At 69.2% G+C, this 25,710-nt stretch carries 25 protein-coding genes; 12 read left to right on the top strand and 13 right to left on the bottom strand.

All coding sequences use genetic code 11. The features are described from left to right. Together K206_RS0102535 and egtD are read right to left on the bottom strand one after the other, a co-directional pair. The coding region (locus tag K206_RS0102535) for an SUMF1/EgtB/PvdO family nonheme iron enzyme (protein WP_020200833.1) at window positions 1-816 on the bottom strand (816 nt) is incomplete at its 3' end. Between the two features lie 140 nt (window positions 817-956). Beyond that, window positions 957-2,036 carry an L-histidine N(alpha)-methyltransferase gene (gene egtD, locus K206_RS0102540; RefSeq protein ID WP_029043154.1) on the bottom strand — a complete coding sequence of 360 codons (1,080 nt, stop codon included), beginning with the start codon at window positions 2,034-2,036 and terminating at the stop codon, window positions 957-959. A 540-nt stretch (window positions 2,037-2,576) separates the two neighbouring features. On the opposite strand from egtD, the gene K206_RS0102545 reads away from it, so the two are divergent. The 3 genes from K206_RS0102545 to K206_RS0102555 all read left to right on the top strand — a co-directional run bounded on the left by K206_RS0102545 (window position 2,577) and on the right by K206_RS0102555 (window position 4,764). Next, a complete protein-coding gene (locus tag K206_RS0102545; RefSeq protein ID WP_020200835.1) occupies window positions 2,577-3,275 on the top strand; it encodes a TerC family protein in 699 nt (232 codons plus the stop codon). A gap of 197 nt (window positions 3,276-3,472) precedes the next feature. Further along, entirely contained in the window at window positions 3,473-4,267 is a 795-nt protein-coding gene (locus K206_RS0102550; protein ID WP_020200836.1) for a thymidylate synthase, read from the top strand. Next, complete coding sequence (locus tag K206_RS0102555) at window positions 4,264-4,764, top strand: dihydrofolate reductase (RefSeq protein WP_020200837.1); 501 nt, start codon at window positions 4,264-4,266, stop codon at window positions 4,762-4,764. The genes K206_RS0102550 and K206_RS0102555 overlap by 4 nt, the downstream gene beginning before the upstream one ends. Window positions 4,765-4,855: 91 nt before the next feature. Here the strand turns inward: K206_RS0102555 and pmbA are convergent, their stop codons facing one another. After that, the gene (gene pmbA, locus K206_RS0102560; RefSeq protein WP_020200838.1) at window positions 4,856-6,223 is read right to left on the bottom strand and encodes a metalloprotease PmbA; all 1,368 of its coding nucleotides are present in this window, start codon (window positions 6,221-6,223) and stop codon (window positions 4,856-4,858) included. 57 nt (window positions 6,224-6,280) lie between these two features. Between pmbA and yjgA the strand changes: the two genes are divergently transcribed. Both yjgA and mog read left to right on the top strand, forming a co-directional pair. Next, window positions 6,281-6,916, top strand: a complete 636-nt coding sequence (yjgA, locus tag K206_RS37380) for a ribosome biogenesis factor YjgA (RefSeq protein WP_020200839.1) — start codon at window positions 6,281-6,283, stop codon at window positions 6,914-6,916. Between the two features lie 28 nt (window positions 6,917-6,944). After that, a complete protein-coding gene (mog, locus tag K206_RS0102570; RefSeq protein ID WP_020200840.1) occupies window positions 6,945-7,589 on the top strand; it encodes a molybdopterin adenylyltransferase in 645 nt (214 codons plus the stop codon). Between the two features lie 74 nt (window positions 7,590-7,663). On the opposite strand, the gene K206_RS0102575 is transcribed toward mog, so the two are convergent. Next, on the bottom strand, window positions 7,664-8,545 hold the full coding sequence (locus tag K206_RS0102575; RefSeq protein ID WP_020200841.1) for an AEC family transporter: 882 nt from the start codon (window positions 8,543-8,545) through the stop codon (window positions 7,664-7,666). Between the two features lie 105 nt (window positions 8,546-8,650). Further along, window positions 8,651-9,304 (bottom strand): oligoribonuclease, encoded by a 654-nt coding sequence (orn, locus tag K206_RS0102580; protein WP_020200842.1) that lies wholly within the window; start codon window positions 9,302-9,304, stop codon window positions 8,651-8,653. Between the two features lie 158 nt (window positions 9,305-9,462). Between orn and K206_RS0102585 the strand changes: the two genes are divergently transcribed. The 3 genes from K206_RS0102585 to K206_RS0102595 are packed head-to-tail and all read left to right on the top strand — an operon-like array spanning window position 9,463 to window position 12,054. Beyond that, the gene (locus K206_RS0102585) at window positions 9,463-10,710 is read left to right on the top strand and encodes a M48 family metallopeptidase (RefSeq protein WP_020200843.1); all 1,248 of its coding nucleotides are present in this window, start codon (window positions 9,463-9,465) and stop codon (window positions 10,708-10,710) included. Continuing rightward, window positions 10,707-11,699, top strand: coding sequence for a ribosome small subunit-dependent GTPase A (gene rsgA / locus K206_RS0102590; RefSeq protein ID WP_020200844.1), 993 nt, complete (start codon window positions 10,707-10,709; stop codon window positions 11,697-11,699). Before K206_RS0102585 ends, rsgA begins: the two co-directional genes overlap by 4 nt. Before the next feature lie 46 nt (window positions 11,700-11,745). Further along, window positions 11,746-12,054 (top strand): putative signal transducing protein, encoded by a 309-nt coding sequence (locus K206_RS0102595; protein WP_029043156.1) that lies wholly within the window; start codon window positions 11,746-11,748, stop codon window positions 12,052-12,054. A 27-nt stretch (window positions 12,055-12,081) separates the two neighbouring features. Here K206_RS0102595 and K206_RS0102600 read toward each other — a convergent pair whose 3' ends face one another. Together K206_RS0102600 and K206_RS0102605 are read right to left on the bottom strand one after the other, a co-directional pair. Continuing rightward, entirely contained in the window at window positions 12,082-13,074 is a 993-nt protein-coding gene (locus tag K206_RS0102600; protein ID WP_020200846.1) for a CobD/CbiB family protein, read from the bottom strand. A gap of 202 nt (window positions 13,075-13,276) precedes the next feature. Beyond that, window positions 13,277-13,975, bottom strand: a complete 699-nt coding sequence (locus tag K206_RS0102605) for a pirin family protein (RefSeq protein WP_020200847.1) — start codon at window positions 13,973-13,975, stop codon at window positions 13,277-13,279. 150 nt (window positions 13,976-14,125) lie between these two features. On the opposite strand from K206_RS0102605, the gene K206_RS0102610 reads away from it, so the two are divergent. Together K206_RS0102610 and gluQRS are read left to right on the top strand one after the other, a co-directional pair. Then, on the top strand, window positions 14,126-15,049 hold the full coding sequence (locus K206_RS0102610; RefSeq protein WP_020200848.1) for a LysR family transcriptional regulator: 924 nt from the start codon (window positions 14,126-14,128) through the stop codon (window positions 15,047-15,049). Between the two features lie 28 nt (window positions 15,050-15,077). Further along, window positions 15,078-15,989 (top strand): tRNA glutamyl-Q(34) synthetase GluQRS, encoded by a 912-nt coding sequence (gene gluQRS / locus K206_RS0102615; RefSeq protein WP_020200849.1) that lies wholly within the window; start codon window positions 15,078-15,080, stop codon window positions 15,987-15,989. 139 nt (window positions 15,990-16,128) lie between these two features. Here gluQRS and K206_RS0102620 read toward each other — a convergent pair whose 3' ends face one another. Beyond that, complete coding sequence (locus K206_RS0102620) at window positions 16,129-17,700, bottom strand: DEAD/DEAH box helicase (protein WP_020200850.1); 1,572 nt, start codon at window positions 17,698-17,700, stop codon at window positions 16,129-16,131. Window positions 17,701-18,109: 409 nt separating this feature from the next. Beyond that, window positions 18,110-18,976 (bottom strand): NmrA family NAD(P)-binding protein, encoded by an 867-nt coding sequence (locus K206_RS0102625; RefSeq protein WP_029043157.1) that lies wholly within the window; start codon window positions 18,974-18,976, stop codon window positions 18,110-18,112. 109 nt (window positions 18,977-19,085) lie between these two features. Here K206_RS0102625 and K206_RS0102630 point away from each other — a divergent pair, with 109 nt between their 5' ends. Together K206_RS0102630 and K206_RS0102635 are read left to right on the top strand one after the other, a co-directional pair. Further along, complete coding sequence (locus K206_RS0102630) at window positions 19,086-19,994, top strand: LysR family transcriptional regulator (RefSeq protein ID WP_020200852.1); 909 nt, start codon at window positions 19,086-19,088, stop codon at window positions 19,992-19,994. Window positions 19,995-20,072: 78 nt separating this feature from the next. Continuing rightward, complete coding sequence (locus K206_RS0102635) at window positions 20,073-20,540, top strand: hypothetical protein (RefSeq protein WP_020200853.1); 468 nt, start codon at window positions 20,073-20,075, stop codon at window positions 20,538-20,540. A gap of 260 nt (window positions 20,541-20,800) precedes the next feature. On the opposite strand, the gene K206_RS42585 is transcribed toward K206_RS0102635, so the two are convergent. The 4 genes from K206_RS42585 to K206_RS0102650 all read right to left on the bottom strand — a co-directional run bounded on the left by K206_RS42585 (window position 20,801) and on the right by K206_RS0102650 (window position 25,710). Next, window positions 20,801-21,337: a hypothetical protein gene (locus K206_RS42585; RefSeq protein ID WP_155887922.1), complete on the bottom strand. Its 537-nt coding sequence runs from the start codon at window positions 21,335-21,337 to the stop codon at window positions 20,801-20,803. A 307-nt stretch (window positions 21,338-21,644) separates the two neighbouring features. After that, the gene (locus K206_RS0102640) at window positions 21,645-23,357 is read right to left on the bottom strand and encodes an ABC transporter ATP-binding protein (protein WP_020423637.1); all 1,713 of its coding nucleotides are present in this window, start codon (window positions 23,355-23,357) and stop codon (window positions 21,645-21,647) included. Between the two features lie 23 nt (window positions 23,358-23,380). After that, the gene (locus K206_RS0102645) at window positions 23,381-24,163 is read right to left on the bottom strand and encodes an SDR family oxidoreductase (protein ID WP_029043158.1); all 783 of its coding nucleotides are present in this window, start codon (window positions 24,161-24,163) and stop codon (window positions 23,381-23,383) included. Further along, a complete protein-coding gene (locus tag K206_RS0102650; protein ID WP_020200856.1) occupies window positions 24,160-25,710 on the bottom strand; it encodes a class I adenylate-forming enzyme family protein in 1,551 nt (516 codons plus the stop codon). The genes K206_RS0102645 and K206_RS0102650 overlap by 4 nt, the downstream gene beginning before the upstream one ends.

Below are 25,710 nucleotides of genomic sequence, written 5' to 3' on the forward strand. Positions count from 1 at the left end.
CAGCCAGCGGCGGCCCGCCGGCGTCCACCACTGGGCGCGCTCGTAGCCGGCATCCTCGACGAACTCGAGGAACTGCGCGTTGCTGACCGGCGCGGCGTCCATCTCGAAGGCGGGCACGTAGGTGGACTGCGGCGGCAGCTCGTCGGGCAGCGCGAAGCCGTCCGGCTCGGCCCAGCCCTGCACGAAGCGCCCGCCGGGAAACTGCAGCGTGCCGCCGTGCGGCACCGACAGCGAAGGCAGCGCCACCGCGGGTTCCACCGGCGCCACGCCGAGCGCCTGCAGCAAGGCGGCGATGGCCTCGCCCTGGCGGTCTTCGTGGAACAGCGCGCGGCGCCAGGCGTAGAGCGTGGCGTCGCTGTCGTCGGGCAGCACCGCGAGGCGGCGCAGCGCGGCGTCGAGCACGTCGGCGGCATAGCGCTTGACCACCGCCACGTCGGGCAGCGCGGCTTCCCAGCGCGCCTCGGGGCCGATGCGCTCGGGATCGAACCACGCATCGGCACCGTCCAGCAGCGAGGGCGCGCCGGCCACCTGCAGCGGCAGCCCGCCGTGCTCGCGCACGCGCCAGTCGCGCAGGCACCACCATTCGGCATGCCAGGCGACATGGCCCAGGGTCCACAACGGCGGATCGGCGAACGCCTCGCGCGGCACCTCCCAGCCCCGGCGGGTCTGGCCGAAGGCAGCGAGCCAGGCCAGCGTGCGGCTGCGCGCATCCACCAGCGCCTGCGCCAGGCCTTCGCGCGGCAGCCGGCGGGCGTCGGCCCAGGCAGTCTTGCCGCCGTTGAAATGCAGATCGGGAAGCATGGAAAAGCCGCTCATCGCAAACCCTGCCGGTGTGTGGGATCAGCCACGGTTGCACGGCCTCCGCGCAGGCGGCGCGCGCCTGCCCGGCGCGCCGCTCCGCTGCCGGAGGGGGACGCGGGCATTATGACACCCGCGCGCCCGGTACCCGGCGCGGCTCAGGCGCGCGCGTGGAACACCGCGAACCAGCCGCGCGGGTCGGTCCACCAGACCGGATCGTGGAAGCCGGCGTCCCGCAGCAGCTCGGCGAAACCATGCGGGTGGTACTTGTAGGAATCCTCGGTGTGGATCGCCTCGCCCGCGCGGAACGCGCGGCTGCCTTCGGCCCAGCGCACCGTGACGTCGCGCTCGGCGCGCAGGTGCATCTGGATGCGCGAGCCCGCGCGGTCGAAGCTGGCGGCATGGCGCCAGTCCTCGAGCGCGAAGTCGCTGCCGACGATGCGGTTCAGGTTGCGCAGCACGTTGCGATTGAACGCGGCGGTCACGCCCAGCGCGTCGTCGTAGGCGGCCACCAGCGCGGGCTCGTCCTTGAGCAGGTCCACGCCGATCAGCACGCCGTCGCCGCGGCCCGCGGCCGCGTGCAGCTGCTGCAGCAGGGCCCGCGCCTGGGCCGGCGCGAAGTTGCCGATGCTGGAGCCGGGGTAGAAGAACAGCCGGCGCCCGTGCCTGACCTCGGGCGGCAGGTCCAGCGGCGCGCACAGGTCGGCGCCCAGGCCCAGCATGGGAATCTGCGGATGCTGCTGCTGCAGGCAGAACAGGGTGCCGCGCAGGAACTCCACCGAGATGTCGAGCGCGACGTACTGCGAAGGCTGCAGACTGCCGAACAGCCGCGCCGCCTTCTGGCAGTTGCCGGCGCCGAGGTCGATCAGCACGCTGCCGCTGCCGGCGCGCGCCGCCATCGCCGGCGCGAAGGCGGCAAAGACCGCGGCTTCGGTGCGGGTCGGGTAATACTCCGGCAGGTCGGTGATGGCCTCGAACAGGCGCGAGCCGAGCACGTCGTAGAAGAACTTGGGGCTGATGCTGGCGGCCTCGGCCAGCAGGCCGCGCGTGATCTCGCCGCGCAGCGCGCCGTTGTCTTCGTGGTACTGCTGGATGAAGTCCAGGCGCGGCACCGGATTGGACAGGGCGATGCCGTGGGCGGCGGCCTGGCTGCCGTTGGGTCTCAAGGATGCGTTGGGGGTGCGCTTGGCCTGGGGGTGATCGTGTCGTGGATGCAGCGGGGTCGGGACAGCCGGCATGACGTTTCCTTATTGGTCTGTGGGCGATGCGTAAAACCCCCGGCCCGCACGTCACGGCATGCGCGGGACCGGCATGGAACGCGCCTCCGGTGACGTCTGGGGCGCATCGGCCGATGCCGGTCTTCTAGGATAGGACGCAAACCGCGGCCGGCGGCGTAAAAATGCCCGGGCCGCGGGCCACCGCGCCCGCATGTGCGCCGGCGCGCATATTTATTTACCGCACGGCCATCCGGGCTTCGTTTATAATCCGCGTCAGCGTATCGCCAAGGGGGCAGCCCCACGGCGGCACGTCCCTCAAAGGGGAGTAGCTCCGGGGCCCAGCCCTTAGCACAATCGTCATTCCGAGACCTGTCCCCGACAGCCTCCGGTTGTGCTGACCGCCAACGCAAATCGATGCACAATGGCGGTCGAGCAAGACCTTTGCAACCTGGTTTCATGGTTTGCAAAGGCGCCCCCAAAGCTCCCGAACTTCATGTCTCCAGGCGAACCCTGCGCAAGCGCAACCTTTGCTTACGGCTATTCGTTTTTCGAGGAGAGTTCATGGAATGGTTCACCGATCTGTTCACGATGCAGTTCCTGACGGCGCTGCTGTCCATCGTCGTCATTGACCTGGTGCTCGCGGGCGACAACGCCATCGTGATCGCGCTGGCGGCGCGCAACCTGCCGTCCCACCTGCAGAAGAAGGCCATCATCTGGGGGACCGTCGGCGCGGTGGTGGTGCGCTCGGCGATGACCATCGGCGTGGTCTGGCTGCTCAAGATTCCCGGCCTGCTGCTGATCGGCGGCCTGGCCCTGGTGTGGATCGCCTACCGGCTGCTGTCCGACGACGGCGACGGCGACGAACACGGCGCCGGCGCCACCACGCTGGTGGGCGCCATGAAGACCATCATCATCGCCGACGCGGTGATGGGCGTGGACAACGTGCTGGCCGTGGCCGGCGCCGCGCACGGCAGCTTCCTGCTGGTGGTGCTGGGCCTGCTGATCAGCATCCCGATCGTGGTGTGGGGCTCGAGCCTGGTGCTCAAGCTGATGAGCCGCTTCCCCGCGATCATCTACGCGGGCGCCGGCGTGCTGGCCTTCACCGCGGTCAAGATGATCGTCAGCGAACCGCTGGTCAAGGCCTTCTTCGACGCCAACGCGGTGGTCTACTACGGCCTGTTCGTGCTGATCATCGGCGGCGTGCTGGGCGCGGGCTACCTCAAGCAGAAGCGCCGCGCGCCCGAGACGGCGCACCAGTGACGGCGCGCGCGCGCCACCCCGGGTGACACCGGGCGGCGCCGGACGACACAGACGGGGAACGGGCCGCCACGAGGCGGCCCGTTTTTTTGCTTTGCGATAAAATGCCAACCCTCCGGCTGCCGCGCGCGTCCCGCCGCGCGGATGGCCGTTCCACGCGGAATGCCGCTGCCGCATCACTTTCCCCAACACCCGCGCCGATGAAACAGTACCTCGACTTCATGCGCCATGTGCAAGAGCATGGCACCGAAAAGGCCGACCGCACCGGCACCGGCACGCGCTCCGTGTTCGGCTACCAGATGCGCTTCGACCTGCGCGAAGGCTTTCCGGTGGTGACCACCAAGAAGCTGCACATCAAGTCGATCGTCCACGAGCTGCTGTGGTTCCTGCAGGGCTCGACCAACATCAAGTACCTGAAGGACAACGGCGTCAGCATCTGGGACGAGTGGGCCGACGAGAACGGCGAGCTGGGCCCGGTCTACGGCTCGCAGTGGCGCGCGTGGCCCACGCCGGACGGCCGCCACGTCGACCAGATCAGCGACCTAATCGCGCAGATCCGCAGCAACCCCGATTCGCGCCGGCTGATCGTGTCGGCCTGGAACGTGGGCGAGATCCCGCAGATGAAGCTGCCGCCGTGCCACGCGTTCTTCCAGTTCTACGTGGCCGAGGGCCGCCTGTCGTGCCAGCTCTACCAGCGCAGCGCCGACATCTTCCTCGGCGTGCCGTTCAACATCGCCAGCTACGCGCTGCTGACGCACATGATCGCGCAGCAGACCGGGCTGGACGTGGGCGACTTCGTCTGGACCGGCGGCGACTGCCATATCTACAGCAACCACGCCGAGCAGGTGCGCACCCAGCTCGCGCGCGAACCGATGGCGCTGCCGCGGCTGAAGATCCTGCGCAAGCCCGACAGCATCTTCGGCTACAAGTACGAGGACTTCGCGCTGGACGGCTACGAGTCGCACCCGGCCATCAAGGCGCCGGTGGCCGTATGACGCTGCTGACGCTGATCGTGGCCAAGGCCCGCAACAACGTGATCGGCCGCGACAACGCGCTGCCGTGGCGCCTGCCCGAGGATCTCGCGCACTTCAAGCGCACCACGATGGGCGCGCCCATCATCATGGGCCGCAAGACGTGGGAGTCGATCGGCAGGCCGCTGCCGGGCCGCCGCAACATCGTGGTGAGCCGCAACCGCGACCTGCGCATCGACGGCTGCGACGTGGCGGGCTCGCTCGAAGAAGCCCAGCGGCTGTGCGCGGGCGCGGCGCAGGTGTTCCTGATCGGCGGCGCGCAGTTGTACGCCGAGGCGCTGCCCAGCGCCGACCGGCTGGTGGTGACGGAGATCGACGCGGACGTCGAGGGCGACGCGCACTTCCCGCTGATCGACCCGCGCCGGTGGCTGGCCACCAGCCGCGAGACGCACCGCTCCGAGGCCAACGGCTTCGACTACGCGTTCGTGACCTACGAGCGCCCGCCGTCCGGCGAAGAATAGGAAACCAACAGGAAACCGGCAGCCGGAAACGAAAAAACCGCGCGGCGGCCCTGGCAACAGGCCGCCGCGCGGTCGTTTGAAGCACCCCGGCTCAGTTGCCGGCGATGGTCATCTGCTCGATCAGGATCGAGCCGGTTTCCTTGGTGCCGCGCACCAGCGCGTCGGCGCCGACGGCGACGATCTGCCTGAACATCTCGGCCATGCTGCCGGCGATCGTGATCTCCTCCACCGGGAACTGGATCACGCCGTTTTCCACCCAGTAGCCCGAGGCGCCGCGCGAGTAGTCGCCGGTGACGTAGTTCACGCCCTGCCCCATCAGCTCCGTGACCAGCAGGCCGGTGCCGAGCTTGCGCAGCATGCCGGCGAAATCGTCCGCGGGCGTGGTCAGCTTGCTCGACAGCGTCAGGTTGTGCGAGCCGCCGGCGTTGCCGGTGGTCTTCATGCCCAGCTTGCGCGCCGAATAAGTGGACAGGAAATAGCCTTCCACCACGCCGCCGCGCACCACGTCGCGCGCGTGGGTACGCACGCCTTCCTCGTCGAACGGCGCGCTGCCCATCGCGCCGGGCAGGTGCGGCTGCTCGTGGATGTGGATGTGCGGGGCGAACACGGCCTTGCCGAGCGTGTCGTGGAGGAAGGTGGACTTGCGGTACAGCGCACCGCCCGACACCGCCTGCACGAAGGCGCCGAGCAGGCCGGCGGCCAGCGGCGCCTCGAACAGCACCGGGCAGCGCCGCGTGGAGAGCTTGCGCGAGTTCAGGCGGGCCAGCGCGCGCTCGGCGGCGTAGCGGCCGATGTCCTCGGGCGCGGCCAGCGCGCCGGGCGCGCGCTTGGACGAGTACCAGTCGTCGCGCTGCATGCCGCTGCCGGTGCCGGCGATGGGCGCGCACGAGATGAAGTGGCGCGAGTACGGGTAGCCGCCCATGAAGCCGCGCGAGGTGGCCAGCACGAACTGCGAATGCTGCGCCGACACGCTGGCGCCGTCGCTGTTGCGGATGCGCGGCGAGACCGCGAACGCGGCCGCCTCGGCCCGGCACGCCAGTTCGATGGCCTGCGCGGCGTCGATGTCCCACGGGTGGAACAGGTCGAGGTCGCGCGGGTTGCGCTCGAGCAGCTCTTCCTCGGCCAGCCCGGCGCAATCGTCCTCGGCCGTGAAGCGGGCGATGTTGTAGGCGGCCTCGGCGGTGGCGCGCAGCGCCGCCGGCGAGAAATCCGAGGTGCTGGCATTGCCGCGCCGCTTGCCGATCATCACCGTGACGCCGACCACCTTGTCGCGGTTCTGCTCGATGGTCTCGACCGCGCCCTTGCGCACGGTGACCGACAATCCGCTGCCTTCCGAGATCTCGGTGGCCGCGTCGGTGGCCCCCAGCTCGCGTGCCACCCGCAGCACATCGGCGGCCATCGCGCTGAGCTGGGCCTGGGTATAGGTGAAATGGGCGGTCTGGTCTGCGGATTGATCCATTGTGGGCGCGGTCATCAAAAGTCCAAACAAGAATCATAGCAAGATAAAATGGTCCCCATGACGCGAAACTCCCGCACCTCCCCCCGGAATGCCTCCGGCTTCCCCGGCCAGTTCGCCCCCGAACCGGACGAAGACGACCTGCCCAAGAGCAAGTCGCAGAAAAAACGCGACATGCTCGCCCTGCAGGACCTCGGCGTTGAGCTCGAAGCGCTGCCCCGCGACCGCCTGGCGCGCGTGCCCATGCCCGAAGCGCTGGCCGACGCCATCCGCGACGCGCGCCGCATCACCAACCACGAAGGCAAGCGCCGCCAGATGCAGTTCGTCGGCAAGGTCATGCGCAAGCTCGACGACGCCGAGGTGGAAGCCATCCAGCGCGTGCTGGAGGCCTTCAAGGGCGCCAGCAAGGCCGAGACGGCCCGGCTGCACCTGGTCGAGCGCTGGCGCGAGCTGCTGCTGGCCGACGACGCCGCGCTGACGAAATTCCTCGCCGAGCACCCCGCCACCGACGTGCAGGCGCTGCGCAACATCATCCGCAATGCCCGCAAGGAACGCGAGATGAACAAGCCGCCGCGCTATTTCCGCGAGCTGTTCCAGGCCGTCAAGAATGTGCTGGACGGCACCCGCGCCGCCGCCGGCGAGGACGAGGCGGCCGACGCCGGCGCCCACGACGCCGCCGACGCCAACGACGACTGATGCCGCAACCGACCACCCCGGAGCCGACATGACCCAGCCCGCGACCACCCATCCCATTGCCCGCAAGCATCCGGACGAGCTGCTGGTCGGCCTGGTCTCGATCTCCGACCGCGCCTCGGCCGGCACCTACCAGGACGAAGGCATCCCGGCGCTGCGCGACTGGTTCGGGCGCGCCCTGACCTCGCCCTGGCAGACCGTCGAGCGGCTGATCCCGGACGAGCAGCCGCTGATCTCGCGCACGCTCATCGAGCTGGTAGACGTGGCCGGCTGCGACCTGGTGCTGACCACCGGCGGCACCGGCCCGTCGCGCCGCGACGTCACGCCGGAGGCCACACTGGCGGTGGGCACCAAGGAAATGCCGGGCTTCGGCGAGCAGATGCGCCAGATCAGCCTGCATTTCGTGCCGACCGCGATCCTCTCGCGCCAGGTGGCGGTGATCCGCGAGACCGCCAGCCGCGCCGCGCTGATCGTCAACCTGCCGGGCCAGCCGCGCGCCATCCGCGAGACGCTCGAAGGCCTGCGCGGCGAGGACGGCAAGACCATCGTGCAGGGCATCTTTGCCGCGATCCCCTATTGCGTGGACCTGATCGGCGGGCCGTACATCGAGACCGATGCGGCGGTGGCGCCGTCATGGCGCCCCAAGAACGCCGTGCGCGCCAAACCCGCGGCCTGATGCACGCGGCCCGATACACGCGGCCCGATGCGCGCGGCCTGAAGCGCGCGGTCTGAAGCGACGCCGCCCCGGCCTCAGCGCAGGCCGAGGTAAAGCCCCAGCGGCACGAACACCACCGCGCCGATATTGCCGAGCAGCACGATCGAGGCCACCTGGTCGGGCTCCTGGCGGAAATGGTCCGCCACCAGGAAATTGAGCACCGCCGGCGGCAGCGAGGCGAACACGAACAGCAGCCCGCGCTGCAGCTGGCTCAGCGGCACCACCTGCACCAGCAGCAGCGCGCAGGCGATGCCCGTGAGCGGGCACACCGCGGCGCCGATCACGCCCATGCTCCAGTTGCGCAGGCTCACGTCCTTCATGCGCACGCCCAGCGCGAACAGCATCAGCGGCACGGTGGCGTCGCCCAGCAGCTTGACCGACTCCAGCACCGGCTCTGGCAGCGCGAACCACGGCCGCGCCAGCGACAGCCCCACGCCGGCCACGGTGGCCAGCACCATCGGGTTACGCGCGATCTGCGCGATCCGCGCGTGGCGGTTGACGATCTTCATGCCGATGGTGAAGTGCATCAGGTTGGACGCCGCGAACAGCGCCACCGCCGGCGCCAGCCCCACCGGCCCGAACGCGAACACCGACAGCGGCAGGCCCATGTTGCCGGAGTTGTTGAACATCATCGGCGGCACGAAGGTGCGCGGGTCCACCCGCATCGCGCGCGCGGCCAGCCACGCCAGCAGGCCCGAGCCCAGCACCACCGCCACCGCGCAGCCGAGCAGCGCGAGCTGGTCGGCCAGCACGAAGTCCTTGCTGACGAAGGCCGACACCACCAGCAGCGGCGCGATCACGTCGAGCGTGGCGCGGTTGATGCCCGCCATGTCGGGATGCGCGCGGCGCCCGTACAGCCAGCCCACCAGGATGATCAGGATGACGGGGGTGATGATCGAGACGATGCGCGCGAACATGGCTGGGCGATGAGTGGGCTGCGGGGGACCGCGGTAATGGAACGAGGCGCCCCGCGGGGCGCCTCGTGCGTGGCATGGAGCCGGCGTGTCAGGCGTGCCCGCGCGTCAGGCCGCGGGCGCCGCCGGGGCGGCGGGGGCTGCCGGCGCGTCGGCGGCAGCAGCGTCGGCGGCGGCCGGATGGCGGATGAAGTGCGTGCGGTAGTAGCGCAGCTCCTCCACCGACTCCAGGATGTCGGCCAGCGCCGTGTGCAGCTGGCGCTTGACGAAGCCCTTGTGGATGGCCGGCTCCCAGCGCTTGCACAATTCCTTGAGCGTCGACACGTCGAGGTTGCGATAGTGGAAGAACGCCTCCAGCTTGGGCATGTAGCGCGCCATGAAGCGGCGGTCCTGGCAGATCGAGTTGCCGCACATGGGCGACTTGCCGGCCGGCACCCAGCGCTTGACGAAGGCCAGCAGCTCGGCCTCGGCCTGCGCTTCGGTCAGGGTCGAGGCCTTGACCTTGTCGATCAGGCCGGAGCGGCCGTGGGTGCCCTTGTTCCAGTTGTCCATGCCGTCGAGCACGGCGTCTTCCTGGTGGATCACCAGCACCGGGCCTTCGGCCAGGATGTTGAGCTCCGAGTCGGTCACGACGAGCGCGACCTCGATGATGCGGTCCTGGTCCGGCAGCAGGCCGGTCATCTCCATGTCGAGCCAGATCAGGTTGTTTTCGCTCTTGACGGATTTGGCGCCGGCGCCGGCGTGGGTGTTTTGGCTGGTCATCTGGACTGCTATCGAAGGAGGGGCGGGAAAGGGCGCGCCCGGCCCCGGACGAGGAACACGGGGCGACAGGCACGAACAACTTATAATTCTCGCATATCCGCCGCCGCGGCCGCTCTGCGGCGCGGCGCGCAACGCTTCACACGACAAGGCCCCGCCCGATGTTCACGTATCTGTTCCTCGCCGCACTGATGCTGATGGTGCTGACCAAGCTCTGGCTGGCCGCGCGCCAGGTGCGCCATGTGGCGCGGCACCGCCACGCGGTGCCCGGCCGCTTCGCCGACACCATCACGCTGGACTCGCACCAGAAGGCGGCCGACTACACCATCGCTCGCACCCGGCTGTCGATGCTCGAGGTGCTGGCCGGCGCCGCGCTGCTGATCGTGCTGACCATGCTGGGCGGGCTGCAGTGGCTCAACCTGTTCTGGCTCGACGCCTTCGGGCCCGGCTACCGCTACGGCGTCGCGCTGATCGCCAGCGTGGCCGTGCTCGGCGGCCTGGTCGACCTGCCCTTCTCGCTCTACGGGCAGTTCGTCATCGAGCAGCGCTTCGGCTTCAACCGCATGACGTGGCAGTTGTACGTCGTGGACATGCTCAAGATGGCCGGCGTCGGCATCGCGCTGGGCCTGCCCCTGCTGCTGGCGGTGCTGTGGCTGATGGAGCATATGGGCCAGTTCTGGTGGGCATGGACGTGGCTCACCTGGATGGCCTTCACGATCTTCGTGCAGATGATCGCGCCGTCGGTCATCATGCCGCTGTTCAACCGCTTCGAGCCGCTGGCCAACGCCACGCTGGAAGCGCGCATCACGCGCCTGCTGCAGAAGTGCGGCTTCCGCAGCCGCGGCCTGTTCGTGATGGACGGCAGCAAGCGCAGCGCCCACGGCAACGCCTACTTCACCGGCTTCGGCGCGGCCAAGCGCATCGTCTTCTTCGACACGCTGATGGAGCGCCTCGCCGACGACGAGATCGAAGCGGTGCTGGCGCACGAGCTCGGCCACTTCAAGCGCCGCCACATCCTCAAGGGCATGCTGGTCAGCTTCGCGCTGAGCCTGGCCTTCCTCGCGTTGCTGGGCTGGCTGGCCGGGCGCACGTGGTTCTACACCGGCCTGGGCGTGCTGCCCAACCTCGGCGCCAGCAACCATGCGCTGGCGCTGGTGCTGTTCTTCCTGACCCTGCCGGTGTTCACCTTCCTGCTCGGGCCGCTGGCCAGCCAGACCTCGCGCCGCCACGAGTTCGAGGCGGACGCCTTCGCCGCCGGGCAGACCGATGCCGGCCGCCTGGTGTCGGCGCTGGTCAAGCTGTACAAGGACAATGCCTCGACCCTGACGCCCGATCCGCTCTACAGCGCCTTCTACTACTCGCATCCGCCCGCGGCACAGCGGATCGACCGCCTGCTGGCGCACGCATGAGCCGCGCCGGCAGGACGGGCCCGCAGCGCGCCGCGAGCGCCGGCAAAGGCAATGGCGCGGCCACGGCCGACGCGCTGGTGGTCGCCGCGCACGGCCGCCACTACGTGATCGAGTTCGACGACGGCAGCCGCCTGCACGCGTTTCCGCGCGGCAAGCGCAGCGAGTGCGCGGTGGGCGACCGCGTCGCGGTCGAGTACGCCTCGGCCGACCAGTGCGTGATCGCCGGCGTCAAGCCGCGCAAGAACCTGCTGCACCGCTCGGACCAGTTCAAGTCCAAGCTGCTGGCCGCCAACATCGACCAGGTGGTGATCGTGCTGGCGACCGAGCCCGGCTTCTCGGAAGACCTGCTCGGCCGCGCGCTGGTGTCGGCCGAGGCGATGGCGATCAAGCCGCTGATCGTGCTCAACAAGGTCGACCTGAGCGCGCGCCTGGACGAGGCGCGCGCGCGCCTGGCACCCTACCAGGCGCTCGGCTACGAGGTCCTGTTCCTGTCCGTGCACGGCGCCCCGGACGACGCGCTGGCGCAGTTGCGCCCGCGCCTGGCGCAGCGCGCCAGCATCCTGATCGGCCAGTCGGGCATGGGCAAGTCGTCGCTGCTGAACCTGCTGATCCCGGGCGTGGAAGCGCAGACGCGCGAGATCTCGGCCAAGCTCGATTCGGGCAAGCACACCACCACCTTCACGCGGCTGTACCACCTGCCGGCCAACCTCGGCGAGGGTGAGCACGCCGGCGAGCGCGAAAGCGGCTGCCTGATCGACTCGCCGGGCTTCCAGGAATTCGGCCTGCACCACCTCAGCGAAGGCATGCTCGAGCGCGCCTTCCCCGAGTTCCGCGCGCGCCTGACCGAATGCCGCTTCTACAACTGCCATCACGTCAACGAGCCGGGCTGCGGCGTGCTGGCGGCCATCGAGGCCGGCGAGATCTCCGAGCGCCGCCACCAGCTCTACACGCAGTTGCTGCACGAATCCCGCCAGCAAAAACCGTGGTGAGCCGTGGTAACGTAGCCGGGTGCCCGCGCGGGCACGCCCGGCTGCCATGAAACTACTGCTCTCGACCCCTTCGCTCGTGCACGCGGCGCATTGCCGGAACCTGCTGGAAGCCGCCGGCATCCGCGCCGACCTGCGCAACACCTGGCTGGCCGGCGCGATGGGCGACATCCCGTTTCGCGAAAGCGCGCCGCAGGTCTGGCTGGTCGACGACGAGATGGAAGCCCAGGCGTGGGCGGTATTGCGCGCGGCCGACAACCCCGCGCCGGGGCCGCGCTGGCGCTGCGCGTCCTGCGGGGAATGGCACGAGGCGCAGTTCGGCTCGTGCTGGCAATGCGGCGCGGCGCGCCAGCCCTGAGCGACTCGGGCGGCGCGGACAGCTGGCTCAGCCCACCCAGAGCGCCAGCGACAGCATCGCCAGCAGCAGCATCCACAGCACCACCGCGCGCCACACCAGGCCGATGGCCGACTGCAGCGTGCGCACGCCCGGCTCGGCGCCGAACTCGGGCGCGGCCGGCTCGGGCTCGCTGTCGTCCTCCATGCCGGGGGCGTAGTCCACCGCCGGGCCGGCCATGCTGATGCGCAGCACCACGGCGGAATCCTCTTCCGCCAGCGGCACGCCGAGGCGCACGCCGAGCGCGCCGCCGCCGCTGGCCAGCAGGATGCCGTTGACGGCATCGTTCCACTTGCGCGCGTGGTTGCGCCAGGCGTAGACCGCGTCCTCGAAATTGCCGACGATGGCAAAGCCCACCGCGGTCAGCCGCGACGGCACCCAGTCCAGCAGGTAGAACGCGCGCGCGGCGAAGCGCCCGAGCGCCGGGCTGCGCTCGGTGGAAGGCAGGTTCCAGTGGCGCGCCAGGTATTCGGCGATGCGGTACAGCACCACGCCACCCGGGCCGATCGGCACCAGGAACCAGAAGAACACGCCGAACACATGCCGGTGCACCGCCACGATGGCGGCCTCCAGCGTGTGGCGCACGATCTCGGTGACGGGCATCTCCACGGTGTCGAGCCCGGTCCACTGGTGCAGCAGCGCGCGCGCGCGCGGCAGGTCGTCGCGGTTCAGGGCCTCGTGGATGTCGGTGAAGAAGTGGCTGAACTGGCGAAAGCCCAGCGTGAGGTAGAGCAGCAGGACGTTCCATGCCAGCGTCAGCGCCACGCTGATGGACGCCAGCAGGTAATGCACGATCACCACCGCCAGCGTGAGCGGCAGCACCACGGTGCACCAGGCCAGCGCGGCATCGCGCGGGCGGCCGGTGTCGAAGGCATGCTCGGCGCGCTCGGCAAGCACGCGCACGATGTCGTAGATCGGATTGTTGCGGCCCAGGGCACGGAACTGCTCGGCGATCAGCGCGAGGAGAACGGATACAAAAGTCATCTCTGGTCTGGGGGTCGTAGGCCTGGGCGCGCCCGGAGCGGCATGTGCCGGCCCGGGCGCTTATCTATAGCGAGAAGATAGCACACGGCAAACCCGCCAAGACAAAGCCCCGCGCGGCCGCCGCGACGATGGCGGGCTGCGGGGCTTGCCGGGCGCGCCTGTTGCGCGAGGCGCGCGACAGGCGCGAGGCGCGCGCCGGGCCTCAGGGCAGGTCGAACACCAGCACCTCGGCGCCGCTGCCGCCGGACAGGCTCACGGCGTCCTCGCCTTCGATCCTGGCGGCGTCGCCGGCCTCGAGCGCGCGGCCGTTGACCGTGACGCGGCCGCGCGCCACGTGCACATAGGCGCGCCGCTGCGGCGCCAGCGCCAGCGTGGCGGACTCGTCGCCGTCGAACAGACCGGCATAGAGGCGCATGTCCTGGTGGACCACCACCGAGCCGTCGGCGCCGTCGCGGCTGCCCACCAGGCGCAGGCGGCCGCGCTTGTCGGCGGCCTCGAAGTGCTTTTCCTCGTAGCCGGGCTGCAGGTTGGCCTGCTCCGGCAGCACCCAGATCTGCAGGAAATGCGTGGTGTCGTGCGCCGCGTGGTTGTACTCCGAGTGCCGCACGCCGGTGCCGGCGCTCATGCGCTGCACGTCGCCCGGGCGGATCACGCTGCCGTTGCCCATGCTGTCCTTGTGGGCCAGCTCGCCTTCCAGCACGTAGCTGATGATCTCCATGTCGCGGTGGCCGTGCGTGCCGAAGCCCATGCCCGGCGCGACGCGGTCCTCGTTGATCACGCGCAGCGGTCCGAACTGGACGTGCTGCGGGTCGTAGTAGTCCGCGAAGGAGAAGCTGTGGTAAGACTGGAGCCAGCCGTGGTCGGCATATCCGCGTTCGCCCGCCTTTCTGATTTCAATCATTTTGACGGCCCTCCTTGAGGCCACATCGGCGGGAAAACTCACAAAGACCGAGTTCCTGCCTTGCATTACGTTTCGATGCTAGGCAGTTTATGGCGGCAGGAGTATATTGGGCAGGACGATCTTAGTAGCATTCATTCAGAATTTCTGAACATGGCTCTCTCACTAGAATCCCTGGAAGTCCTGGACGCCATCGAGCGCAAGGGCAGCTTCGCCGCGGCCGCCCACGAGATGGGCAAGGTGCCCTCGGCGCTGACCTACGTGGTGCGCAAGCTCGAGGAAGACCTCGACGTGCTGCTGTTCGACCGCCGCCGCCACCGCGCCGAGCTGACCCCGGCCGGGCGCGCTCTGCTCGACGAAGGCCGCCACCTGCTGCACGCCGCCGACGACCTCGCGCGCCGCGTCAAGCGCCTGGCCACCGGCTGGGAAGCCACGCTGACCATCGTGGTGGACGACCTCATCAACTTCCGCGCGCTGCTGCCGGTGATCCAGGATTTCTACGCCGAGAACACCGCCACCCGGCTGCGCTTCGCCAAGGAAGTGCTGGGCGGCGCCTGGGACGCGCTGGTCAGCAACCGCGCCGACGTGGTCATCGGCGGCGCCTACGACGCGCCCAGCACGCAGGGCTTCCAGGTGCGGCCGCTGGGCACCATGCCCTTCGTCTTCGCCGTGGCCGCGCATCACCCGCTGGCCAGCGAGGCCGGCCCGCTCACCACCATCCAGATCGCCAAGCACCGCATCGTGGCGGTGGGCGACACCTCGCGCAACCTGCCCGCGCGCACGCACGGCGTGCTGGCCGGGCAGGACGTGCTGGTGGTGCCCACCATGCGCGACAAGCTCGAGGCGCAGATCCGCGGCCTGGGCTGCGGCTGGCTGCCGGCGCCGATGGCGCAGCCCTTCATCGAAAGCGGCGTGCTGCAGGCGCGCGAGACGCTCGAGGTGCGCGCGCCCGGCAACTTCAAGGTGGCCTGGCGCACCAGCACGCGCGGCAAGGCGCTGCAATGGTGGGCCAGCAAGCTGGAGGACCCGCGCCTGGCGCAGGCACTGCTGCAGCAGCTGCCGGGACAACCCGACTGACCGCCGCCGCCCTTCCGCCCGCACCCCGATGACGTTCCAAGCTCCGGACCCGGCACCCGGCTACCGCGGCCGCTTTGCGCCCTCGCCCACCGGCCCGCTGCACATGGGTTCGCTGGTCACGGCGCTGGCCAGCTGGCTCGACGCGCGCGCGCACCGCGGCCGCTGGCTGGTGCGCATCGAAGACATCGACTACCCGCGCTGCGTGCGCGGCGCCGACCGGCAGATCCTGGACACGCTGGCGCGCCTCGGCCTGCATGCCGACGAGCCGCCGCAGTGGCAGAGCCGCCGCGAGATGCTGTATGCCGAGGCGCTGCGCCGGCTCGACGCCGGCCACCACACCTACCCGTGCGGCTGCTCGCGCAAGGAGATCGCCGACTCGCTGCTGCACGCGCGCGAGCGCCACCAGACGCTCGGTTATCCCGGCACCTGCCGCGACGGCCTGCACGGCAAGCCGCCGCGCGCGTGGCGCGTGCGGGTGCCCGACGGCGACGCCGCCGTGATCTGCTTCGACGACCGCTGGCAGGGACGGCAATGCCAGGACCTCGCCACCGAGGTCGGCGATTTCGTGCTGCGCCGCGCCGACGGCCTGTGGGCCTATCAGCTTGCCGTGGTGGTGGACGACGGGCAGCAGGGCATCACGCACGTCGTGCGCGGCGCGGACCTGCTCGACTCCACGCCGCGCCAGATCCACCTGCAGCATCTGCTCGGGCTGCCCACGCCGTCATACCTGCACGTGCCAGTGGTGACCAACGCCGACGGGGAAAAGCTCAGCAAGCAAAGCGGCGCCGAGCCCGTCGACGCGATGGCGCCGCTGGACGCGCTGCGCGCGGCGGGCGCGCACCTGGGCCTGGCGAGCGGAGCGGATGCGGTGGAAAGCTGGCTGGCCGAGGCGACGGCCGGATGGCAGGCGCTGCTCGGACGGCTGCGCCGGAACGACTGAGACTGGCCGGCGGCCCGCTGCGCGCGGGCCTCGCTGGATGTGCTTGCTGGATGTGCTCGCTGGATCCGCTCGCCGGCTGTGTCAGACCGGCTGTGTCAGGCCAGATGCGGCTCGCGTGGGCGCGGCGCGCCCCGGCGGATCAGGACTTGCGCGGCACGCCGCCCAGCAGGGCCGCGAGCGGGCGCTTCGGCGCGGGACGGCCGCGGCCGAACGCGGCGGCATTATTGTCCACCGCCTCGGGCTGCGCGGCGGCGCCGCCACTCGGCTCGTAGGGCCGCGAGAAGAACGGGTCGTCGGACGGACGGAACGCATTGCGCGAGCTGGCCGGGTCGTGCCGGCGCGGACGCGGCTCCCCGTCGTCGCCGTTGCGGGGGCGGCGCACGTCGGCGCGCCCATCGGCACGCGCGTCGGTGCGGCTGTCGGTGCGGCCATCGGCACGCCCATCGGGACGGCCGCGGCGGCGCTCGCCTTCGTCGGCGCGGGCACGGGAGCCGGTGGGATCGAAACCGTCGAGCGTGCCGCGCGGGATGCTGCGCTTGAGCAGCTTCTCGATGTCCACCAGCAGGCGCTCGTCGCTGGGCACGTAGATCGACAGCGCGTCGCCGCTGGCGCCGGCGCGGCCGGTGCGGCCGATGCGGTGCACGTAGTCCTCGGCGCTGAACGGCAGGTCGAAGTTGATCACGCACGGCATGTCGGGGATGTCCAGGCCGCGCGCCGCCACGTCGGTGGCGACCAGCGCGTCGATGGTGCCCTGCTTGAAGCCTTCGAGCGTCTGCATGCGCTCGGTCTGGGTCTTGTCGCCGTGGATGGCGGCGGCGTTGATGCCTTCGCGCTCCAGGTGGCGGGCCAGCCGCGAGCAGCCGATCTTGCTGTTGACGAAGACGATGCACTGGCGCGACAGGCCTTCGCCGGCGCGCTTCTTCAGCAGGTGCACCACGGCGGCCTGCTTGTAGCCGTCCTCGACCTGGAACACGGACTGGCGCACGTTCTCGTTGGCCGAGTTGCTGCGCGCCACTTCGATGGTGACCGGCTGGCGCAGGTAGCTCGACGCCAGGCGCTTGATCTCGGCGGAGAAGGTGGCCGAGAACAACAGCGTCTGGCGCTGCGCCGGCAGCAGGTTGATGATGCGCTGCAGGTCGGGCAGGAAGCCCATGTCGAGCATGCGGTCGGCCTCGTCGAGCACCAGCATCTGCACCTGCGACAGGTTCACCGACTTCTGCTGCACGTGGTCGAGCAGGCGGCCCGGGGTGGCCACCAGGATTTCCACGCCGCGGCGCAGAGCCTCGGTCTGCGGGTTCATGTCGACGCCGCCGAACACCACCGTGCTGCGCAGGTCGGTGTGCTTGGCGTAGCGGGCCACGTTGTCGTAGACCTGGTCGGCCAGCTCGCGCGTGGGCGTCAGCATCAGCGCGCGCACCGGGTGGCGCGCCGGCGACGCGCTGGCGCTCGACAGCGGCAGCAGGCGCTGGATGATCGGCAGCGCGAAGCCGGCGGTCTTGCCGGTGCCGGTCTGGGCCGCGCCCATCACGTCCTTGCCCAGCAGCACCACGGGAATCGCCTGCGCCTGGATCGGCGTGGGCTTGGTATAGCCCTGCTCGGTCAGCGCGCGCAGGATGCGCGCGTCGAGCCCGAAGCTGTCGAAGGTGATCTCTGGGGTGGTCTGGTCGGCTGAGGTGGTCTGGCCGGCGGTCTCGGTGGTCGTAGTCGTCATGGTTTCCGTGTCTTGCAATAGGCGAACCCGGCGCCAACGGACACGCGTCTTGAACCGAGCGGGGTAGATCTGCGCATGGATTCGGGGCCCGGCCAGACGACATCATCGCCGCCGCTTGCCGCGCTGCCAGTGCCTTTCGCGGGGGAATTCTCCCGCGAGATCAATAGCTCATGTAAATCAAAGACTTAGATTGTAGCACCAGAGCCCCTCGGATGGGTAGTGCGGGTGTGGCGTATCAGGCAGTCTAGGCAAGGCGGATTTCAGGCGCGTGTCAGCGGGCCAGGCAGCCCGGCGCGGGCGCGGTACCGCGCGCGGCACAGGCGATCGAAGCCGTGCCGCGCGCGCTGAAGCGCCGGATGGCGGCACGCGGGCGCCGCCATCCGTGCCCCGTCGCGCTCTTGCCGCACGCTTATTGCGCGCGCTCCACCAGCGACGCGAGCACCGTCTGCAACGGCACCGTGCCCTTGCGCGTATCCGCCTCGGCGGCTTCGAAGCGGATCCAGCCGGCGTTGAAGCCGTCGAGCATCTGCATGCGTGGCAGGGGATTGTTCATGCCTTGCGCGCGGAACAGGGCTTCCCAGGTGTCGCGCGGCACCACCTGCGCCCGCACCTCGCGGCCCAGCACCGCCGCCAGCGCGGCGGCCTGCTCCAGCGGCGTGACGCGACGCGGGCCTTCCAGCTCCACCACGCGCGTGCCCTCCCAGGTCTGCCGCAGCAGTTCCGCCGCGACGCGGCCGACGTCGGCGGTCGCCACCATCGGCACCGGCCGGTCCAGCGGCTGCAGGAAGCTGGCCATCACGCCGCCCGCGCGCGCCGGCTCGATGTCCCACTGCGCGTTCTCCATGAACCAGCCCGCGCGCAGGAGCGCCACCGGCACCGGCAGCGTGCCCAGCTCGCGCTCCATGTGGGAAAGCTGCTGCAGCAGGTTGGGCTCGCTCGCCTGCGCGCCGATGGTCGACAGGCACACCACGCGCGGCGGGCGCGCGGCCAGCAGCGCTTCGCGCAGCGCCGCCACCACGCGGCGCGACTCCGACAAGTCCGGCGACGGATCGAACACCGGCGGCAGCAGCACGAACACGCCCTCGGCGCCGCTGAACGCGCGCCGCAGCGCCTGCGCGTCGCCCATGTCCGCCAGCGCCACCTCGCAGCCCTGCGCGGCCCACTCGGCACCCTTGTGCTCCGAACGCACCACCGCGCGCACGTCCCTGCCCGCGGACAACAGCGCGCGCGCCAGCACGCCACCCACTTGTCCGGTAATCCCAGTCACAGCAAACATCGTCATCTCCGGTCGGTTGCGGCGCCTGCCGCGGTGACTGGATTGTGGTCGGCGGCGCGGGATTTCGCGATAACATGACCGTCACTTGATTGATGACTGCGGAGCATCGATGAGCTTCGACGAGCGCATCCTGGACGGCATCGGCGTGCTGCTGGCGGTGGTCGACAACGGCGGCTTCGCGCGCGCCTCCGAGACGCTGGACATGACGCAGTCCGGCGTCAGCCGCGCCATCGCGCGGCTCGAGGCGCGACTCGGCATCCGCCTGTTCGACCGCACCACGCGCTCCGTCACCCTGACCGACGACGGCCGCCGCTTCTACGAGGAAATGCTGCCGCTGCTGGCGCAGCTCGAAGAAACCACCGCCTCCGCGGCAAAGGGCGTGAGCGCCGTGCGCGGCCGGCTGCGCGTCAACATCGACCCGCTCTTCTCGCGGCTGGTGATCGCCCCGCGCCTGGGCGCGTTCGTCGAAGGCCATCCCGACCTCACGCTCGACCTGGTCACGCGCGACAACCTCGGCGACATGATCGGCGACGGCTTCGACCTCGCCTTCCGCTTCGGCTTTCCGCGCGCCTCCACGCTGGTGGCGCGCAAGCTGCTCGACATCCCCGTGCTGACCGTGGCGGCGCCGTCCTACCTCAAGCGGCACGGCGCGCCCGCCACGCCGGCCGACCTCGAAAGCGGCGCCCATGCGTGCATCCACTTCCGCGACCCCGAGACCGGCCGGCCCTTCCAGTGGGAATTCCATCGCGGCGACGAGCGCATCCTGATCCAGGCCAAAGGCCGGCTGACCGTCAACGACGTCGGCACCATGCACAGCGTGTGCATGGCCGGGCACGGCATCGCGCAGATCCTCCAGCTCGGCGCCGAAAGCCTGCTGGCCGAAGGCCGGCTCGTGCCGGTGCTGGCCGACTGGCCCGACGAGCGCTTCCCGCTGTACGCGCTCTACCCGTCGCGGCACCACCTGCCGGCCAAGGTGCGGGCCTTCATCGACTTCGTGGCGTCATTGTGCGAGCGCTAGCGCGCTGCGCGCGCCAAGCGGCGGCGGCATAATCGACGTCCCGGCTTCCACCCCCGCCGCTCCAGAAGGACTAACGACGTGCCATTCATCCTCGCCGGCCTCGCCCTGATCGGCGCCCTCATCTACGGCGCGGTCCGCCTCTACGCCACCGTGGCCGCCCTGTCCGGCCCGCTCGCCGGCGCCGCGGCCGTCGCCGCCGGCGCGGCGCTGCTGGCCGCGCTGGCCGCCGGCCTGCTGCGCCGCTACCGCGCCATCCACGGCAGGAAAGTCGACGGCGAACGCATCGTGGCCGTGGCCGGATCGTGGGGCAGCCTGCGCATCGAAGCCGACAACAAGCGCGGCTACCTCGACCTCGGCGGCCAGCAGGCGAAATTCCTGTTCGCGGACATCGCCGGCGCCACGGCAGCGGACAACGGCGGCACGTGGATGCTGGGCCTGGCGCTGGAGCACAATGCGCAAGCCCGCTGGGACATACCGATGGCAAGCCGCAAGGAAGCGCTGCGCTGGGAGAAGATCATCGGGCTGGCGGCGGCGCAGAGGTTGTAGGCGGGGGGCTTGCCGTGCTTGTCCAGTGTTTCCGATACCGTTCGCCCATATTGATGCATCGAAGTCCACGCCAAGCGTATCGTCGGTTTCGATGCCAGCAATATACTGAAATTCGTTCGCGAAATTTATTGCTCCGAACTTCGTCATCCGCGAGCCGAGATCATTGATTCCTGATCGTACTGTTTTCCCTTGATGGCATAGACAACATCGCATCGGCAAGCCGTACCCATCTGTACAGTTCGGAGATTGATGTCATTCGACTATTCCGTTCTGATGTACTTCAGGTTGTGCTTCGAGGAAAACCGAATTCGTTCCTCATTGCTATCGCAGCTCCCATTGAACAACAAAGGGCCGTTTGTCTCCGATATTCCGATTAAGCGGATCAACCATCCACCCTCCGCATCAATCCTGTTTGCCTCAAAAAGCGGCGCCCTGTCTACGGAATCCGCCGCCACATAGCGCAAGAGGTGCATTGGCACGATCGCCCGGGAAATCGATTCCGCCGGACTGTAGATTGCCACGTAACTTCGGTCTGGTCTCAAACCTTCACGTGGAGTGACTATTGCGTAACGGCCGCATAAATAGTCGAACTGCACCGCGCCGATCAATTCATCGGCAATCGGAATCAATACCAGAAAAATAAAAACCGACCACTTGGACAGCATGCGCTCCCAGCGATATTTAAAAAAATGATTCGTCAGCTCATCGACCCGCTTCGAAAAAGATATCATCGCACTTGCGACGACCCAAGCTACAATAACGCTCAGAAAAATTAACCCCGTCAAGATCGCCCCCAATCGATTTATCCGGCAAGGCCAAAGCTGATCGTCAAGACACGGCCTGATCACTCGTCGTGATAGCCATGATACTGTGGCTGAGGTCTGAGGACTGCCCCGAGCTGACCACGGCAGATCCTATTCCGGCGCAGCTGGTGAATTCCAGCGCCACGCGAGGAAACATCGCCAGATCGCCCCGTGCCAGATAGCGGCGGCAGTACGTATCGAGGCGCCGACGTATCGAGACAGCTGGCCAAATACGACAACCCCGCGCCTGCTTGCCCTTGCCGGCCTGAAGCGGTGCATAGCAGGGCATCCGACATTCGCGCTATGCCTGCCGGGATGCCGGCCTCGCCGCCGTGGCATGGCGCTCCGGCGCCGGAGATGGTGGATCGGAACGCATGACCGAGGCCGCAGGATCCCAATGCGCTCCTGGCACCGATGCGATCAACATGCGCGTGTATGCATGGGAAGGCGCGTGGAAAATGCGATTCCGCGTGCCATACTCCACCACGATGCCGTCCTTCATCACGGCAACGTGGTCGCACAATTGCGCGGCTACGCGCAGATCGTGCGTGATGAAAATCATCGACAAGCCAAGCTCGGCTTTCAGGCGGCCGAGCAATTTCAGCACCTGCGCCTGGACCGAGACATCCAGTGCCGATACGGGTTCGTCCGCAACCAGCACCTTCGGGTCCAGCGCCAGCGCCCGGGCCAGCCCGATCCGCTGGCGCTGCCCGCCGGAAAATTCGTGAGGAAAGCGAATGATCGCATCCGGATCCAGGCCCACCAGCAAGAACAGCTCCCGGGCGCGGCGATAGGCCTCGTCGCGGGGAACCCCCTGGGCGATGGGACCCTGCGTGACGATGTCGCCGACCCGCCGGCGTGGATTCAGCGAGCCAAAAGGATCCTGGAACACCATCTGCAGATGCAGGGCCAGCTTCCTCGCGCGAGGGCCATCCAGGCGTCCGGCCAGGTTGACGCCGCCGTACAGGGCCTCGCCGGCATCGGGCGCCACCAGCCGCATGATCGTGCGTGCCAGCGTGGATTTTCCCGATCCGCTCTCGCCCACGATGCCCAACGTCTCGCCCGCAGCAAGATCCAGCGACACATCCCGCAGGGCTGTCGTGGCGCCTTGGGCGTGGCGCAACCAGTTGCGCGAACGGTAGGTTTTCGTGAGTCCCCGCATCGACAGCACCGCAGACCTGCCCTGTGCGGGCGGATCCGACGGTGATGCCTCCTGAACGGGGAGAGAGAGCACAGGCACCGCCGCGATCAGCGAACGCGTATAGGGATGCCGAGGTCTGTCGAGCACCTCGCGGGCCGATCCCGATTCGACGATTTCACCATGCCGCATGACGGCGACCCGATCCGCGATCTCGGCCACGACCCCGAAGTCGTGCGTAATGAACAGCACGGCCGTGCCCTTGCGCCGCTGCAGTTCCCGGATCAGGCTCAGGATCTGCGCCTGCGTGGTGACGTCGAGCGCGGTGGTGGGTTCGTCGGCGATCAGCAAAGCCGGCTCCAGCGCCAGCGCCATGGCGATCATCGCCCGCTGGCGCTGGCCCCCGGACAATTCATGCGGCAGCCGCTTCGCCGCCGCGGCCGGCAATGGAATCTGCACGGCGTCCAGCAACTCCCAGACCTTGCGCCGGATCACGCTGCCGGACAAGCTGGTGTGGGTGCGGAACACTTCGGCAATCTGGTCGCCGATGCTCCTGAGCGGATTCAGCGCGGTCATGGGCTCCTGGAAGATCATGCCGATGCGCCTGCCGCGCCAACGTCGCATTTCCGATTCCGGCAGCGCGATCAGGTCCTGGCCGCCCTCCCAGAGCGCGCGCCCCGACGCCGCGCGCACGCCATCCGGCAGCAGGCCGAGCAACGCGCTGGCGCTCATCGATTTTCCGGAACCACTCTCGCCCACCATGCAAAGGATCTCGCCCGCATCAAGCGAAAAAGACACATTGCGAAGCGCGTGGGCGCGATCGGCGCCCGGCGGCAATGCGATCGTCAGGTCCTGGACGTCAAGAAGCCTAGTCATGGGAATCGGATCCGCCTCGCTGTTCAAAGACGTTGCCCGCCGCTGGCATCGATCTTCTGCCCCGTCACCCAGCGGCCTTCCGCGCTGGCGAGGAACGCCACGATATCGGCGATGTCCTGCGGTTGCCCGACGCGTCCGAGGGCCACGGTCCTGGCGATCGCCTCGCTCGCAACCGGATCGCTCGCCCGCTTGTTCAGGTCGGTGGCGGTCGCGCCGGGCAGGACGGCATTCACGGTGATGCCGCGCGCGCCAAGCTCGCTGGCGAGCAGCAGCGTGAGCGCTTCGAGCCCGGCCTTGGCCGGCGCGTAGACGCTCATCTCGGGGTAGGCGGCGCGGGTCCCGATCGAGGAAATGTTGATGATGCGCCCGCCGTCGCGCAACCACGGCAAGGCTTGCTGGATCAGGAAGAACGGCGTCTTGAGGTTGACCTGCATGACGCGGTCGTAGTCCGCGGCGGTCACCTCCCCGATCCTGGCGCGCAGCCCCACCCCCGCGTTGTTGACCAGAATGTCGAACGATGCCTCGCCCGTGCGTTGGCGAAGCGTCTGCCGCAGCGCGGCGACCAGCCCAGCCGCGGCATCGGCGTCGCCGAGGTCCGCCTGCAATGCAAAGGCCTGTCCACCGGCTTCCTCGATGCGGGCGACCACGTCCTCGGCCTGCGCGAGGGCGCGATGGTAGTGCACGGCGACGGTGGCGCCGCGATGCCCCAGCGCCAGTGCAATGGCGCGCCCTATCCCCCGGCTCGCACCTGTCACCAATGCGACCTTGCGATGCAGGTCCTGCGATGCGGCAGCGACATGGCTCATCGTGCGACACCTCCCGCGATGGCGGCATCCGCACTCCAGCCCTGCGTTGCCTCCAGGGCGCCGGCGCGCGCCAGCAACGCATGCCGATCCACCTTGTTGGTGCCGGCCCAGGGCAGTTCGGCCAGGAACTCGATGCGCCGCGGATGCTGGTAAGCCGGGCCGTGCCTCAATGCGTGCTGCTTGAGGGCCGCCACGGTGAGATCGCTGCCGGGCTGAAGCACCACGAAGGCAACCGGCACCGCTGCCCGCTCCTCGTCGGGCAGCGGCACCACGCTGGCCTGCCGCACCGCGGGGTGCGATTCGAGCAGTTTCTCGACCTCGACCGGATAGATGTTCTCGCCGGCACAGACGAACATGTCGTCCGCCCGCCCGACGAAATGGAAAAAGCCATTCTCGTCGCGCCGCATCACGTCGCCGCTGTAATACCAGCCATCCGCGAGCACGCTGGCGGATTTCTCCGGCAGCCGGTGATAGCCATGCATGACGGCGGGATTGCGCATGACGAGCACGCCGTGGTCGTCGTCCGGCCCGTCGACCAGCCGCACGGCATCCAGCGACAGCGGATAGCCGAGCGCCAGCGGCGGCGTGGGCAGCCCGTCCGGATGCGGGCCGAAGATGCTCGGGCCCGCCTCCGTCGTGCCGTAGCCGTGGGTGATACGCGCTTGCGGAAACGCCGCCTCGATGCGCGCGAGCAGGCCCGCGCTCATCGGCGCCGAGCCGAGCATCACGCGCTTGAGCGCCGAGAAATCGCGCCCCGCCAGCCGGCCCGGATCCTTTATCAGGCGCGCGAACATCGTCGGCACCGCGGTCAGCACGGAAATGCGATGGCGCTCGAGCGCATCGATGTAAGTCTCGACGTCGAACGACGGCAGGATGACCAGCAGGCTGTTGGTCGAGAACGCGCGCTTGGCCATGAACAGGCCGTTCATGTGAAACAGCGGCTGCGCGAGCAGATAGCGCTCCGCCTCCGGGCCGGCCGGCTTGGCATAGGTCGCGCCCAGCGCCCACAGCTGGCCTGCGTGCGTCAGCGGCACGCCCTTGGGGCGTCCGGTCGAACCGGAGGTGTACAGCATCTGGGCGACGGCCCCGGCATCCGGCACCACCGCGGCAAGGTCCGCGGGCCGGACCACGGCGGCGAAGCCGCTCGGGCCGCCGTCGTCGAAGTCGATTACCGGCACGCGTGCCGCGAGGCTGTCATGACGCTGCCGGTCGACAAAGGCCAGGACCACGTCGGCGTCGTCGAGCACGAAGTCGAGCACCTCCGCCGACTGCTTGATATTGACCGGCACGGCCACCAGACCGGCGCGCATGATGCCGAAGTAGGCAATCAGGTATTCGGCGCGGTTCAGCGACGCAATGGCGACATGCGCGCCGGGAGGGAAACCGCGCGCGCGCAGCGCCGCGGCGACGCCGTTCGCCAGCCGGTCGACCTCCTCATGCGAATACGATCGGGGGTGCGCGGCGTCGCGCAGGTCGACGATAGCGGCCGAGGTCAGATCGAGAGAGCGGTCGATCAGGTCGCCGAGATTGGTCCATTGCCGTGTCAT

The organism is Cupriavidus sp. WS, assembly GCF_000395345.1.
GTDB classification, from domain to species: domain Bacteria; phylum Pseudomonadota; class Gammaproteobacteria; order Burkholderiales; family Burkholderiaceae; genus Cupriavidus; species Cupriavidus basilensis_B.